Raw genomic sequence first — 15189 nt, forward strand, 5'->3', positions numbered from 1 at the left:
CCAAAATCACCCGGTAAAACTAAATAAACATTTTTGACACACCTGTTTACCATGAACTCAAAGAGAAGCTATTGCAATTTCTACCTGCCTGTGCTCCTGTTTTTTGTACGGGCAGGTAGGTTATTTTTATCTGTATTAAATTTTATTTTGCCCGGCTGTTCTTGACATTACCGCAGTTAATGAGATATAATTATCCTTGATTACAGTGATCTAATTTTTTATTATCAAGCTGCATCCCCCGGATGGAGGGATAGATCATGCTTTTAGATTTGACCGGCCTTAAAGATGAAACCGGCTATATAAAAGTGGAAACTTCTGTTAATCCCGAGAATATAACTTTCTTAGGCAGGAAAATTAAAATGCCTCTCGATTTTCGGTTGAGCCTTGATATTTTTGGCGAAGAAAAAGAAATAGTCTTCGCCGGGGATTTGAAGGGTGAATTCTTGCTGGAGTGCAGTCGCTGTTTGAAAGAGTTTAAAAAGGACGTCAATGCAGAACTCGAATTTACTATTGAAAGAGAAGAAATAGAAGATTACAGCAGTGTAGATGTGGGTGAGCATGTCAAGGAAAATTTAATTCTGGCTATACCGATCAAAGCTCTCTGCCGCAAAGACTGCCAGGGGATCTGCAGCAGTTGTGGACAGAACTTAAATAAAGGCAGCTGTGAATGTGTTCAGGACAGCGTGGACCCACGATTGGAAAAGCTGGAGCAGTTTTATAATTCTGGAAATGAATAATACCTATATAATTTCAGTATATTAAAGCAAATGATTTGAGGAGGTGGAGAATTTGGCTGTTCCCAAGCGGAGGACTTCTAAGACAAGAAAGCGGAAGCGTAGAACTCATAAAAAAATTAAACCCAAAAACCTGAACAACTGTGATAACTGTGGAGAGCTTGTTATGCCTCACAGAGTTTGCGTGAGCTGTGGATATTATAAGGGTGAAAAGGTGGCCGAAGTAAAAGGAGAATAAAAAATTAAAGAATTATGGTCGTAAAACACACCTGCAGTGGTTGCAAGCTGCAGGTTAATTTTTATTACATTTGTTTAATTTGATTTATAGAAATTTATTATATATAATATTGTCAGGATATTGGTATACAATTATTTTTGTTTACATGCCGGGTAGACAGAGGAGGATTTGGACTTATGTATATTGTTGTAGATGCGATGGGAGGAGATAATGCTCCAGAAGAGATTGTCAGAGGATCAATTAGCGCGCTTGAAGATTTGGAAGATCTCAATATAATTTTGACTGGCAAAAAATCTCAGATAATTTCTTTTTTATCGGAAAAAGAGCAGCGAGAAGATCTGGAGATTTTAGATTGTGAAGAAGTTATAGAGATGAATGAAAAACCAGCCCGGGCTCTGAAAAGAAAAAAAGACACTTCGATAGGGAGAGCAGCAGACCTGGTTGCGTCGGATAAGGCTCAGGCGCTCGTATCGGCAGGAAGTACAGGAGCTTCCCTGGCTGCAGGAATTATAAAAATAGGCCGTCTTTCCGGAATAAAGCGCCCGGCTATCTCTGTGGTGCTGCCTACAAAAAAGAAGCCGGTGCTGCTGCTGGATGTAGGAGCTAACGCAAATTGTGAATCTTTTTATTTGAAGCAGTTCGCGGTCATGGGACAGATTTACTCAAAAAATATTATGAATAGGGATAATCCAGCTATCGGACTTATGAATGTAGGTGAAGAAGAAGGCAAAGGCAATAAGATGATCGATGAAGCTTTTGAACTGATATCCGAAGATGACCGCATTAAAAATTTCAGGGGTAACATAGAAGGGCGAGATATATTTACAGGAGAGCTGGATGTAATTCTTTGTGATGGATTTGCTGGCAATGTGATACTAAAAACTATGGAAGGCCTGGGGGAGTACATATTTTCTTTGTTAAAAGATGTTTTTACGGATAATTTGAAGACCAAAATCGGTGGTTTTCTGGTAAAGAATTCACTGCAGAATATGAAATCAGAAGTGGATTATCGTCAGTACGGCGGGGCGCCTATGCTGGGGTTAAAAGGCAATGTCATAATTTCTCATGGCAGTTCCGACGCTCTCGCCATAAAAAATGCCATAAAAGCTGCCGCCCGAACGGTGGAAAATGATATTGTGCCCATTATAGATGATGAAATTAACAGGGATGGTGAATAGATATGTCTTCAAGTTCCATTATTACCGGGCTGGGTAAAAAGGTCCCGGATAACGTTATGACTAATAAGGATCTGGAAGAGATTGTTGATACTACCGATGAGTGGATAACACAGAGAACCGGCATAAAAGAAAGAAGAATAGCAGATGAGGATACCAGCAGCTCAGATCTGGCCTACGAAGCCTCCCTCGAGGCCCTGGAAGAAGCTGATCTATCTCCCGAGGATTTAGAGATGATTATTCTGGCTACAGCCACTCCTGATATGTTATTTCCGGCTACAGCCTGCCTGCTTCAGGAAAGACTGGGCGCCGATAATGCAGGTGCTTTTGATCTGGAGGCCGGCTGCTCTGGATTCGTTTATGGTCTGGGAGTTGCAGATCAATTTATCAGGGCAGGAAACTATGAAAATATTCTGGTTGTAGGCGCGGAAACTTTATCAAAACTGGTGGACTGGGATGATAGATCCACATGCGTGCTCTTTGGAGATGGGGCTGGTGCTGCTGTAGTACAGCCTTCCTCTGAAGCTGGAATATTGAGCACTGTGATGGGTTCCGATGGCAGCGGAGGAGACAGTCTTTGTGTGCCCGCCGGCGGTTCTCTGCACCCCGCTTCTCAAAAGACGGTGGAAAACAAGCTTCATTACATCAAGATGGAGGGCAATCAGGTTTTTAAATTTGCAGTTAAGAAAATGGGGGCAGCTTCTGTTGAAGTTTTGGATAAAGCCGGCTATACTCCCGCAGATGTGGATTTTTTCGTACCTCATCAGGCTAATACCAGAATCATTGATGCGGCAGCCAAAAGACTCGATCTGGACATGGACAGCGTTATAGTAAATCTGCCTTTATATGGAAATACTTCCAGCGCTTCTGTGCCCATAGCTTTAAAAGAAGCTGTTGAGGAAAACAGGATTAAGCCAGGTGATTTGATAGTGCTTGTCGCTTTTGGAGCAGGACTGACCTGGGCTTCGGCCGCTGTAAGATGGAAATAAATAAACTACCAAAGTTGGATCGAACTAGGAGGCAAATTTTATGAACGATCTTTTTTACACCCCGCTCTGTGAAAAGCTCGGCATAAGATATCCCATAATCCAGGGAGGAATGGCCTGGGTTGCCACCGGTGAACTCGCGGGAGCAGTTTCGAAAGCCGGAGGATTGGGAGTGATTGGAGCTGGTAGAGCTCCAGCTGAGGAGATAGCTGAAGAGATAGATAAAGTAAGATCGATGACAGAAAATCCTTTCGCTGTGAACTTAATGCTGATGTCCGAACACATAGACGAGCTGATCGATTTAGTTGTCAGCAAAGAGGTCCCGATTGTTACAACAGGAGCCGGAAATCCGGGCAAATATATGGAGAGGCTGCAGTCAGCAGGAATAAAGGTCGTACCGGTTGTTTCATCGGCTGCCCTGGCCAGAAGATTAGTTAGATTTGATATAACCGCAGTTATTGCAGAAGGAAATGAAGCAGGCGGTCATATAGGAGAGATGGGAACTATCGCGCTGGTTCCTCAAATAGCTGACAGCGTGGACATTCCCGTTATAGCTGCGGGAGGCATTGCTGATGGACGAGGTCTGCTGGCAGCTTTTCATCTGGGAGCTCAGGCTGTGCAGATGGGAACAAGATTTGTATGTGCTGCTGAATGTCAGGCTGCCGGCGAATATAAAAATGCTATCATAGATGCCCGGGATAGAGATGCTGTTGTTACCGGTAGATCTACCGGTCATCCGGTCAGAACTATTAAAAATAAGCTGACAAGAAAATTGCACAAACTAGAAGAAAATGGAAAGGAAGACGAATTAGAGAGAGAGGCTCAGGGGGCTCTGCGCAGGGCTGTAATTGAAGGAGATATTGAGCAGGGCAGTGTAATGGCCGGGCAGATATCAGGAATGATTGAAAGAGAAATTTCTTCAGAAAAAATCATAGAAGAGATCATCGCTGAAGCTGAAGAAATTCTGGCTTCAGATTGCAGGGAGTTTAGGGAGGGTAAGAAATGACTGAGAGAAAGATTGCTTTTTTATTTCCCGGACAGGGAGCTCAAAGCGTTGGTATGGGAAAAGAACTGGCTGAAGAATTCGAGACCGTAGATAACTATTTCGATAGGGCTGAAAATATTTTGGAGCTAGATCTCAAAAGAATATGTTTTGAAGGGCCGGAATATGATTTAAAACTGACTGAAAATACCCAGCCGGCAGTATTTGCCCTGAGCACAGCCATCAGCCAGATAATACAGGATAAAGGGATCAAACCATCACTGCTTGCCGGACATAGTCTGGGAGAATACAGCGCTTTGATAGCTGCTGAATCCATAGATTTTTCTAAAAATCTTCGTCTGGTTCGGGAAAGAGGCAAAGCAATGGAAGAAGCTCTGCCCGCCGGTCTGGGCTCGATGGCAGCTGTTATAGGTATGGATGAGGAAGTTCTGGAGGAAATTTGTTCTCACATTAACGGTGTATGCGAAATCGCCAACTATAATACTCCCCGTCAATACGTTATTTCGGGGGAAAAAGAAGCCATAAATTCTGCTATAGAAAAATGCAATAAAGAGGGGGCCAAAAAAGTCATTGAGCTGCCGGTGAGCGGCCCTTTTCATTCGAGCCTTATGGAGCCGGCTGAGGGCAGGATGAAAGATGTGCTCGAGAGAACCGATATCTCAAAGCCCAAAGTTCCCCTGGTGGCAAATGTTACTGCTGAGCTTACGACTGATCCTCAAGATATCAGAAAGAATCTTTTAGATCAGCTGACAAACTCTGTTAGGTGGAGTGAGAGCATAGAAGTGATGAAAAGAGAGGGTATAGATACCTTCATAGAGGTAGGGCCAGGCAGAGTTTTAAAAGGGCTATTGCGCCGCATCGATCGTTCTCTGGATTGTTACAGCACCAATACTCCTAAAAGATTAAAGAAAACTCTGGAGGAATTATCATGATGAATTTTTCAGGAGAAAATGTTGTCATCACCGGCAGTTCAAGAGGTATTGGTGCAGCCTGTGCCAGAAAATTTGCTGAGCAGGGAGCTAACCTGATGTTGAATTATTACAGTGATGATAGCCAGGCCAGGGTGGAAGAACTGATAGATGAATTTGAAAATCTCGAAAATTCAGGCCGGATTATTAGCAGACAGGCTGATGTGAGTGACAGCGAGGAAGCTGAAGATCTCATAAAGACCTCCTTGAATGAGTTCGAAAGTATTGATATACTTATCAATAATGCAGGTATAACTCGCGATGGTTTATTTATGAGGATGAAAGAAGAGGACTGGCGGGATGTAATCGATGTAAACCTGAATGGTGTTTATAACTGTACTCATGCGGCCATAAGAAGTATGATCAAAAACAGATCGGGCAGCATCATAAATATGACATCTATAGTTGCCATGATCGGCAACCCCGGCCAGTCAAATTATGCAGCTTCCAAGGCCGGCATCATCGGTTTCACTCGTTCGCTGGCCAGAGAGGTAGCTTCCCGCAACATAAACATAAATGCAGTGGCACCTGGCTTTATAAAGACTGACATGACCGATGATATGCCGGAATCGGCCCGTGAGGAAATGCTTTCTAATATACCTCTTGCCCGGGAAGGAAAACCGGAAGAGGTTGCTGACACTGTTCTGTTTTTATCTTCAGATTTGGCTCAATATATAACTGGAGAAGTCATTAAAGTAACCGGAGGTTTAGGGATCTGAAAGGAGGTGAAAATATCATGGCAGATATCTTTGAAAAAGTATCTGACCTGATAGCCGAGGAGCTGGCAGTTGGTGAGGATGAAATCACTGCTGAAGCTTCTTTTATTGACGACCTGGGGGCGGACTCCCTGGACGTGGTTGAACTGGTTATGGCCATCGAAGAGGAGTTCGATCTGGAAATTCCTGATGAAGATGCAGAAAAAATTGAAACCGTTCAGGATGCGGTGGATTATCTGGAAAATAATCTTTAATATCTATCAATAATGATCAGCGTCCCCGTTGAGAAGCGGGGACATTTTTTGAGTTTTCTCAGGAGAAAATACATTGTCTATTAAACTCAGTCAGGCCAAAAATTATCAGCGTTTTTCTGGTCTGATTGGGTTTAATAGTCAAGCGGTGATAATAAGCTTTAACCGGAATTAGGGGGTTTTGAAATTGAGCAATGATAGGGTTGTAGTGACCGGCATGGGAGTTTTAACTTCTCTGGGAGATAGCCTGGAAGAATTCTGGCAGGGTATAATCGCGGGAGAGTCTGGCATAGATAAAATTGAAAGTATAGACGATGTTGAAAAATATCCCAGCCAGATAGGTTCCGAAGTTAAGGATTTTAATCCTGATTGTTATATCGATAAAAAATCCCGAAAAAGAATGGCGCTTTTTACCCAGTACGGAGTATATTCAGCGCTGGAAGCTCTGGAAGATGCTGATTTAGAAATAGAGGAAAATATTGCTGAGGAAACTGGTGTTATTGTGGGATCCGGTATTGGCGGGATTGAAGTAATTGAAGAGCAAATTACACGCTTGAATCAAAGAGGGCCTAAAAGAGTCAGTCCCTTCTTTATTCCCATGATGATATCCAATATGTGTGCCGGGCAAATTTCCATTTATGCCGGGGCTAAAGGTCCTAACAGCAATACTGTGACTGCCTGTGCATCTGCCACCCATGCGATCGGAGATGCCATGGAAGTTATTAAAAGAGGCGATGCCAGAGTCATGATAGCCGGCGGTACAGAAGCTTCGATTTCGCCTTCAGCTTTAGCTGGTTTTGGCAATATGAAGGCACTTTCCACCAGAAATGATGAGCCCAAAAAAGCGAGCAGGCCTTTTGATGATGAGAGAGACGGTTTCGTTATCGGGGAAGGAAGCGGAATGCTGATTCTTGAGGATTATGAGCATGCTAAAAATAGAGGTGCTGATATTTATTGTGAGATAAGTGGTTATGGTTCTACGGCCGATGCCTATCATATCACCCAGCCTGATCCTGAAGGTGAAGGTGCGGCCAGAGCTATGGAGGCTGCTGTTGAAAAGTCCAGCGTCTCCAGCGAGGACATTGATTATATAAATGCCCATGGAACTTCCACTCCTTTCAATGACAAACTAGAAACAAAAGCTATAAAAAAGGTCTTTTCGGATAGAGCTTACGATCTGTCAATAAGTTCGAGCAAGTCGATGATAGGACACCTGCTGGGAGCAGCGGGGGCTGTCGAATCCATAATATCAATTAAGGCGATAAACACCGGGCTTTTACCGCCGACGATCAACTATGAGAATCCAGACCCGGAATGTGATCTCGACTATATTCCCAACGAACACAAAGAGGTCGGGGAAGTTAAAGCTGTTATGACAAACTCTTTCGGGTTTGGAGGTCATAATGCCTGTCTGGTCCTAAACAGGCTTTAAAACGGGAAGGTGAAGATTTTGGTTGATGAGCTGATCGAGAAGGCAGATATTAAATCGCTCGAAAATAAACTGGGTGTTCATTTTGAAGACAAAAATTTGCTGCGTCAGGCAGTTACCCATAAATCATTTCCCAATGAAAACAAAAAGTTAAATATCAAAGACAATGAAAGATTGGAATTTCTGGGGGATTCAGTGCTTGGGCTGGCGATATCGACCTATCTTTTCAATAAATGTGAGAACTCTCCTGAAGGCGAGCTTGCCAAAACCAAGGCTATACTGGTGAGTTCTGAGACTTTGGCGGAAAAAGCCCGCAAGCTGGATCTGAATAAAAACCTCCTGCTCGGACGGGGTGAGGAAATTACCGGCGGTCGAGAAAGAGAGTCTATATTAGCTGATTCCACCGAGGCAATATTCGGTGCCCTGTACCTGGAAAAGGGGTTTGTCGAAGCTAAATCCTTTATCATATCTCTTTTCAAAAAAGATATCAATAAAGTTCTTTCCGGAGAATACGAGAAGGATTACAAAACCCTCCTTCAGGAGACCGTGCAGAAGGACAGCGATAAAACTCCTCAGTATCAGGTTATTGAGGAACTGGGACCGGATCACAACAAAAAATTTGTAGTCGAAGTCGAGCTTGCAGATGATAAACTGGGAAAAGGCAGGGGAAGCAGCAAAAAGAAAGCCGAACAAAAAGCGGCCAGAAAAGCCCTGGAAAATTTAGATATATATGCTGAAGAATAAGGACAGCTGCATTCTCATGGTACGATGACCTGCCTCAATTTCTGGAGAGAGAAATTCTCCAGGTCAGGTGGTGGATAAATAAATGTTTGCCATCAGAACTGCTATAACTATAGAGGAAGATAATGAGGACGAGATAAGGAAAGCCGTAAAAAAGATGACGGATGAATTGTTCAACAAAAACCGGATAGAGTTTGAAGAGATAGTGAGCATTATCTTCTCTTCCACTGCAGACATCTCCTCCCTCTATCCTGCTCAGGCTTTCAGAGAGCTCGGTTATGAAGGTATTCCCCTTTTTAGCTGTCAGGAACCGGAGATCGAAGATGGCATGGAAAAATGTATAAGAGCACTTTTTCATGTTGAGAGTGCCAGGATTGAACAGCAGGATATAAAACATATTTATCTGAGAAGAGCCAGAGAGCTGAGGCCGGATCTTGTTGATTAACATTAGATCAGTTTTTACATTTTTAACGGAGGTTTCTTTTAGATGGAGATAAGCATTGCTATTGATGGCCCTTCTGGTTCAGGAAAGAGCACAACGGCCAGAAGAGTGGCGCAGAGACTGAACATATATTACATTGATACAGGGGCGATGTATCGGGCTGTGGCGCTTTTGAGCATGAGAAAAAATATTGACCTTGAAGATAAAGATGAAATATCCCGTTTAAGCAAAGAAACTAACATAGAGTTCGGCCAGATTACCGGAGAAGATAGCCAGAAGGTTTTCCTTAACAATGAAGAGGTTACTGATTTGATCAGAACAAATGAAGTGGATGAAATAGTTTCTGAAGTAGCCAGCATTCCCGAAGTCAGGGAAATTATGCTCAATAAGCAGAGAGAGCTGGCCCGGAAGAGTGGAGTGGTAATGGAGGGAAGAGATATAGGATCAAGGGTTTTACCCGGCGCGGATTTGAAAATATATCTGACAGCTTCTTTAAACACCAGGGCCAGGAGGAGATTTCGCGAACTCAAAGAAAAAGGAAAGCAAATTGATTTTGCTAAAGTTAAAGATAATATAAGGTTGAGAGATGAACAGGACAAAAGCCGATCTCATTCTCCTCTGGTCAGACCTGATGATGCGATCGAAATAAAAACTGATGATTTTGGCCCGAATAAAGTTGTCGAAAAAATAATTGAACTGATCAAAAAAGAGGTGTAAAATTGAACCCTTTTACTTATTGGCTGGCCAAGCTGCTGGTCATAGTTATAGGCAGAATATTTTTCAGGGTGAAAGTTCGGGGGAGAGAGAATATCCCGCAGGAGGGTCCGGTTATCATTATGTCAAACCATATTAGTCTGCTTGATCCTCCCCTGCTTGGAGCTTTTTTACCCAGAAAAATTCACTATATGGCCAAAAAAGAATTGTTTGATAATAAATTAGCTGGCTGGCTGCTCGGTTCGCTGGGAGCTTTTCCGGTAAAAAGAGGCACAGGGGACAGGAAAGCTTTGAGAAATGCCCTAAAAATCTTGAAAAATGAAGGGGTTTTGGGAGTCTTCCCGGAAGGGACGCGTTACCCCGAAGGAGAACTCGGCGAAGCACATACAGGCTCAATTATGATAGCTTTGATGGGGCAGGCACCTATTGTTCCTGCCGGCATAAAAAACGTGAAAACCGGCGGAAGAACCACGATAAATTTTGGAAAGCCTATATATTTAAATGATTTTTACGAAGAAAAGCCGGATAAAGAAACTCAAAAAGAAATTGCTGAACAGGTTATGGCTGAAATTGAAGAGCTTCTTCAGATGGATTGATTTTCTTAAACCTTGAATATGATAGTAATTTGTTTTAGAATATAAGCAGGAATAATCCACAGTTTGAAGAACTAATTTAAAGAGTCTGATTGGAAGTTTCAGGAAGCTGAAAGGAGGTGCGAGCTGGATAGAGATAAAAAAAGCAGAAGAGGCAGGTTTTTGTTTTGGTGTCGAAAGGGCTGTCGAGATGGCTGTGAAAGCGGCCAAGTCAAACGATGATGGTGAAGTCTATACTTTAGGACCTATCATTCACAATCCTCAGGTAGTAAATAAGCTGGAAAAACTCGGAGTCAGGTCTGCTGAATCACTGGAGCAGATAGATAATGGAGTAATTATTATACGTTCTCATGGTGTCAGACCCGATTTATTAAAACAGGCCCGTTCCAGGGGTCTTAAAATTATAGATGCCACCTGTCCCTTCGTAAAGAAGGCTCAAGAAAACGCCAGCCATCTGGTTGAAAATGGCTATCAAACTTTAATTTATGGGGATAAAGATCATCCCGAGGTCAGAGGGATTTTAGGAGCTGCCGATGAAAAAGCCGTTATCATTGAGAATGAAGAGATGATCGATGATATGGACTTCGATGATAAAGTTGGTATTGTAGCACAAACTACCAAATCTCCGTCATCCTATCGCAGATTGGTCTCCAATCTGGTCTCGGAAATTAGAGAGCTCAAAGTTTTTAATACTATATGCAATACCACCCAGACCAGACAGAAAGCTGCTTTAAAACTAGCCGGAGAAGTCGAAGTAATGTTTGTGATCGGCGGTCATAACAGCGCCAACACGACCAGGCTGGCTGAGATGTGTTCTCGAACCAATACCCCAACCTATCACATTGAGACGGAAGAAGACATAGAATGGTCATGGTTAAACAATGTTCAAAAAATAGGCGTGACAGCAGGGGCTTCAACCCCCGACTGGTTAATTAAGGAGGTTATTCAGGCAATGAGCGAAGAGGAAAAAGACCTGGAAATGGAAACGAAAGAAAACGAAGAAACAGAGTTATCTGAAGAAAATGAAGAGGTGGAAGTTGAATTGGAAGAAGAGGAACCTGTTCAGGAGGAACTGGAAGAATCTGATGAGGCAGAAGAGGCAGATCAGGAGGTTAATGCAGAAGAGGATGTTGAAGAAGAGGAAGCTGAAGCAAAACAGGAATCAGAACATGAGGAGGAAGATGAAACAGAAGTGATGGAGCCCACCACTCAGGAAGAGATGATGGACGCAAACGATCTGGCTGATATTGAAAAAGGAGAACTGGTTGAAGGGACCGTCGTCGAAATAAACGAGAGAGGCGCTTATGTGGATGTAAATTACAAATCTGATGGATTTATTCCTTTGAGAGAGCTGAGCACCACCGAAGTTTCGGACCCTCATGAAGTGTTGGACTTAGATGAAGAGGTTAAGGTTGTAGTCCTTACCCTGGAAGATGAAGATGGCAATATGGTTTTATCCCGCAAAAGAGCTGAACAGGAAGAGGCCTGGGAGAGTATCCAGGAAGCGCACGAAAATGATGAGATTATAGAAGCTGAGATAACCAAGGAAGTAAAAGGTGGTCTCGTGGCTGATGTAGGACTGCGCGGCTTCATCCCCGCTTCGCATGTAGCCATCGGTTATGTTGAAGACCTCAGTCAGTATGTAGGTGAAGAACTAAAGTTAAGAGTGATTGAAGTTGATAAAAGTAATAATAATGTCGTTCTCTCACATAAAGAGGTACTTGAAGAGAAGAGAGAAAAACAAAAAGAAGAAACACTCGCTGAGCTCGAAGAAGGTCAGAAAGTTACCGGTGAAGTGACCAAATTGGTTGATTTTGGCGCTTTTGTAGATCTTGGCGGCATTGAAGGCCTTCTTCACATATCTGAAATGTCCTGGGGTAGAATTGGACATCCATCAGATGTGCTTTCAGAAGGTGAAGATATAGAAGTGAAAGTTCTTGATGTTAACAGGGAAGAAGAAAGAATTTCTCTGGGGCTCAAACAGCTTCTGCCAGATCCCTGGGAAGAATTTGCCGAAAAACATTATGAAGGAGAGATTATCGAAGGCAGAATCACTAAAATTGTCGATTTTGGAGCCTTCATGGAGATAGAAGATGGCATAGAAGGACTCATTCATATATCTCAGCTCTCAGAAAGACATGTTGAAACACCGGATGAAGTAGTAGAAGTTGATGAAGAACGCAAAGCCAAGATAATCAACATCGATCCCGAAGATAAACGGGTGGGATTAAGCCTTAAAGAACTCGAAGACGAACACAAGCCTCAAACTCAGACATCCGAAAAAACTCAAACACAGGAGAAAGCAGATGAAGACAGCGCTTCTGATGAGGATGAAGATTTGGAGGATGTGCCCTCGGGTGCAACCATAGGCGAGAGACTTGGAGATCTTAAAGATATGATGGACGAATAAAAAATCCATCTATAATTAGATCTGTTTTTAGGCCTGCCTTTGTAGGCAGGCCGAATTTTTATTTCATTTTTTTGAATTTTTTTCATTCTTTTATCGCTCTGAGTTGCTTGCTGCCGGCAAATATGGTATCATCACAATGTGTTAAAACTGTTTCAGGAGGAGAGCAGCATGGTTTTAATCTCAGGTGTCGAAAAAAATTCTCTGGCGGAAGAAAAGGGTGTTAAAAAAGGAGATAAATTGTTAGAGATCGATGGTAAAAAGCCCAGAGATTACATCGATTATATGCTGGGGACCTCACGCCCCTATTTTGAACTTTTGATTGAAAAACAGGTCGGCGGCCAGAGGCGCAGGCTGAATTTTAATCGTTCTTACGGAGACCGGGTCGGACTCGAATTTGAAGAGTTGATTTTTGATGAATTGAAGACCTGTCAGAATGATTGTTTTTTTTGCTTTGTAGATCAGCAGCCGCCTGATGTCAGGGATACCTTATCCTGCAAAGATGACGACTATAGATTTTCATTTCTAAAGGGCAGTTTTATAACCCTGACGAATCTAGCCGATATGGAGTATCAGCGAATCGTTGAAAATAATCTGTCTCCGCTATATATTTCTGTTCACACTACAAACCCCGATCTTCGCCAGAGAATGATGTCAAATAAAAAAGCCGGCAGGATTAAATCTCAGCTTGAATATCTTGAAGATAAGGGAATCAAATTTCACGTACAGCTGGTGATATGTCCGGGCTGGAACGACGGAGAAGAGCTGGATAGAACCCTGGATGATTTGCTGAATTATTCAAATTCTTTGCTTTCAGCTGGAATAGTACCGGTGGGTCTGACAGCCTGGAGAGAACAAAACGACATCAAATGTTTTGACGCCGAAAGGGCCAGAAAAACTACAGCAAGGGTAAAAAAATGGCAGAAAAAAAGTCGGGAACTGTATGGAGAGAACATTATATTTTTGGCCGATGAATTTTATCTGCTTGCCGATGAGAGCATTCCCGAGGAGGATCATTATCTGGGCTATCCCCAGCTGTCCAATGGAATAGGACTCACCCGTCTCAGCAGGAATAAGTTTCGCGAAAAGCAAAAAAATCTTTCCCGGTCAAATGTAGTAAATTCAGAGGTGAATATTATAACTGGCGAACTCGGCCGTCAGGCTCTGGAGCCAGTTTTTGCAGAGCTTGACTCTATTGAGGGATTAAATCTCAAAGTCATAGAGATTGAAAACTGTTACCTGGGTGAAGAAGTGACGGTTACTGGACTTTTATCCGGTAAAGATATCATCGATGAGATAAACTCCCGGGATTTAAAAGGCTATACTTTTATACCTGAAGTTATATTCAATGATTCCGGTTTAACACTGGATGATCTCACATTATCCGATATAAGCGAGCACTGCGGTGGCTCAGATGTTTTTTCATGTTCAGGTATTGAAGAAGTTTTGGAGGTGCTTTATGATGGAGAATCCGACGGTAGCTATTGTAGGAAGGCCTAATGTAGGGAAATCGACTTTATTCAACCGTTTAATCGCCGAGAGAAAAGCAGTGGTGGAAAAGTCACCCAATGTGACAAGGGATAGAATATATGGTAGAGCTCGCTGGAAAGGAGAAACTTTTGAGGTCGTAGATACTGGCGGACTGGATTTGGAATCCAGCGCGGAAATTGCTCAGAATATAAAATATCAGGTCGATAAGGCAATAGAAGAGGCTGATATAATACTTTTTGTGGTTGACGTAAGAGAAGGGATTTCTCCTCTCGACCGGGAGATATCTCAAAAATTGAGAAAATGTGACAGAGAGGTAATAGTTGCAGCCAATAAAATGGATGATTTTTCTGCTCAGGATGAGCCCTGGGAGTTTTACAATTTAGGTTTTGAAGACGTGTTGCCGATTTCAGCAGAGCACGGCAAAAATATCGGCGATCTCTGCGATAAAATTTTCGCCAGGATAGATATTGATGATTTCAAAAAAAATTCAGCAGATGATAAAGAGATTCTGGGAGTTGCAATTGCCGGTAAACCCAATTCTGGTAAATCAACTCTGGTAAATCAAATTCTTGGACAGGAAAGAGTCATAGTTTCGCCTGAGCCCGGTACTACCCGGGATGCAGTTGATTCGATTTTTGAGAGGGCTGATAACAAATTTAAGCTTATCGATACCGCCGGTCTGAGAAAAAAATCAAAAGTAGAGGAAGATGTAGAATATTACAGCAATCTTAGGGCGATCAGAGCTATCGAGAGAGCTGATGTTGTCGTAATGATGATCGACTCAGTGGAAGGTATAACGGAACAGGATAAGAAAATTGCCGGTTATGCTCATGATGAAGGCAGACCTATAATTCTTGCTCTCAATAAATGGGATCTTATAGAGAAGGATACCCATACCGCTGATATTTTTCGAGAAGAAGTTTATCGGCAGATGAAATTTCTCAGATTTGCTCCTGTGATTTTTATTTCTGCGCTGACCGGCAAAAGAGTCGGTGAGGTCCTGGACCTGATCGAGTACGTGTATGATCAGACCCTCCAGAGAATTAGCACCGGGCTTTTGAACGAAGTAGTGGAAGAAGCTGTCCAGATGAATGATCCCCCGGCCTATAAAGGCAAAAAGCTCAATATATATTACGCAACTCAGCCGGAGGTCCAACCGCCCGTGTTTGTATTTTTTGTAAATGATCCGGAGCTGGTTCATTTTGCCTATGAAAGATATCTGGAAAACAAAATAAGAGAAGCCTTTGGTTTTGTGGGGACTCCTATAATTTTGAAGTTCAAAGAGAGATAGAAATTATCAG

General features: G+C 42.7%; 16 protein-coding genes. All 16 read left to right on the forward strand.

Annotation, left to right across the window (positions count from 1 at the left end; translation table 11 throughout):
• Positions 1-257 precede the first annotated feature (257 nt).
• The gene (locus tag BLT15_RS07160; RefSeq protein ID WP_089760189.1) at positions 258-737 is read left to right on the forward strand and encodes a YceD family protein; all 480 of its coding nucleotides are present in this window, start codon (positions 258-260) and stop codon (positions 735-737) included.
• 52 nt (positions 738-789) lie between these two features.
• Positions 790-972: a 50S ribosomal protein L32 gene (rpmF, locus tag BLT15_RS07165; protein ID WP_089760191.1), complete on the forward strand. Its 183-nt coding sequence runs from the start codon at positions 790-792 to the stop codon at positions 970-972.
• 176 nt (positions 973-1148) lie between these two features.
• Positions 1149-2150 carry a phosphate acyltransferase PlsX gene (plsX, locus tag BLT15_RS07170; RefSeq protein ID WP_089760193.1) on the forward strand — a complete coding sequence of 334 codons (1002 nt, stop codon included), beginning with the start codon at positions 1149-1151 and terminating at the stop codon, positions 2148-2150.
• Between the two features lie 2 nt (positions 2151-2152).
• On the forward strand, positions 2153-3136 hold the full coding sequence (locus BLT15_RS07175) for a beta-ketoacyl-ACP synthase III (RefSeq protein WP_089760195.1): 984 nt from the start codon (positions 2153-2155) through the stop codon (positions 3134-3136).
• A gap of 40 nt (positions 3137-3176) precedes the next feature.
• Positions 3177-4139, forward strand: coding sequence for an enoyl-[acyl-carrier-protein] reductase FabK (gene fabK, locus BLT15_RS07180; protein WP_089760197.1), 963 nt, complete (start codon positions 3177-3179; stop codon positions 4137-4139).
• On the forward strand, positions 4136-5068 hold the full coding sequence (gene fabD, locus BLT15_RS07185) for an ACP S-malonyltransferase (RefSeq protein ID WP_089760199.1): 933 nt from the start codon (positions 4136-4138) through the stop codon (positions 5066-5068). The genes fabK and fabD overlap by 4 nt, the downstream gene beginning before the upstream one ends.
• Positions 5068-5823, forward strand: a complete 756-nt coding sequence (gene fabG, locus BLT15_RS07190) for a 3-oxoacyl-[acyl-carrier-protein] reductase (RefSeq protein ID WP_089760311.1) — start codon at positions 5068-5070, stop codon at positions 5821-5823. Before fabD ends, fabG begins: the two co-directional genes overlap by 1 nt.
• A gap of 17 nt (positions 5824-5840) precedes the next feature.
• Positions 5841-6074, forward strand: a complete 234-nt coding sequence (gene acpP / locus BLT15_RS07195) for an acyl carrier protein (RefSeq protein WP_089760201.1) — start codon at positions 5841-5843, stop codon at positions 6072-6074.
• A gap of 184 nt (positions 6075-6258) precedes the next feature.
• Positions 6259-7503 carry a beta-ketoacyl-ACP synthase II gene (gene fabF, locus BLT15_RS07200; RefSeq protein ID WP_089760203.1) on the forward strand — a complete coding sequence of 415 codons (1245 nt, stop codon included), beginning with the start codon at positions 6259-6261 and terminating at the stop codon, positions 7501-7503.
• Positions 7504-7521: 18 nt separating this feature from the next.
• Positions 7522-8244, forward strand: coding sequence for a ribonuclease III (gene rnc, locus BLT15_RS07205; protein WP_200769716.1), 723 nt, complete (start codon positions 7522-7524; stop codon positions 8242-8244).
• A gap of 82 nt (positions 8245-8326) precedes the next feature.
• Complete coding sequence (aroH, locus tag BLT15_RS07210; RefSeq protein WP_089760205.1) at positions 8327-8686, forward strand: chorismate mutase; 360 nt, start codon at positions 8327-8329, stop codon at positions 8684-8686.
• 42 nt (positions 8687-8728) lie between these two features.
• The gene (gene cmk, locus BLT15_RS07215) at positions 8729-9400 is read left to right on the forward strand and encodes a (d)CMP kinase (RefSeq protein WP_089760207.1); all 672 of its coding nucleotides are present in this window, start codon (positions 8729-8731) and stop codon (positions 9398-9400) included.
• A 68-nt stretch (positions 9401-9468) separates the two neighbouring features.
• On the forward strand, positions 9469-9993 hold the full coding sequence (locus tag BLT15_RS07220) for a lysophospholipid acyltransferase family protein (RefSeq protein WP_345788688.1): 525 nt from the start codon (positions 9469-9471) through the stop codon (positions 9991-9993).
• Between the two features lie 133 nt (positions 9994-10126).
• Entirely contained in the window at positions 10127-12400 is a 2274-nt protein-coding gene (locus BLT15_RS07225) for a bifunctional 4-hydroxy-3-methylbut-2-enyl diphosphate reductase/30S ribosomal protein S1 (RefSeq protein ID WP_268762234.1), read from the forward strand.
• A 138-nt stretch (positions 12401-12538) separates the two neighbouring features.
• The gene (locus BLT15_RS07230; RefSeq protein ID WP_234985540.1) at positions 12539-13897 is read left to right on the forward strand and encodes a DUF512 domain-containing protein; all 1359 of its coding nucleotides are present in this window, start codon (positions 12539-12541) and stop codon (positions 13895-13897) included.
• Positions 13857-15179, forward strand: a complete 1323-nt coding sequence (gene der / locus BLT15_RS07235) for a ribosome biogenesis GTPase Der (protein ID WP_427854224.1) — start codon at positions 13857-13859, stop codon at positions 15177-15179. The genes BLT15_RS07230 and der overlap by 41 nt, the downstream gene beginning before the upstream one ends.
• Positions 15180-15189 lie beyond the last annotated feature (10 nt).

The sequence above is a fragment of the Halarsenatibacter silvermanii genome (assembly GCF_900103135.1).
Lineage (GTDB): Bacteria > Bacillota > Halanaerobiia > Halanaerobiales > Halarsenatibacteraceae > Halarsenatibacter > Halarsenatibacter silvermanii.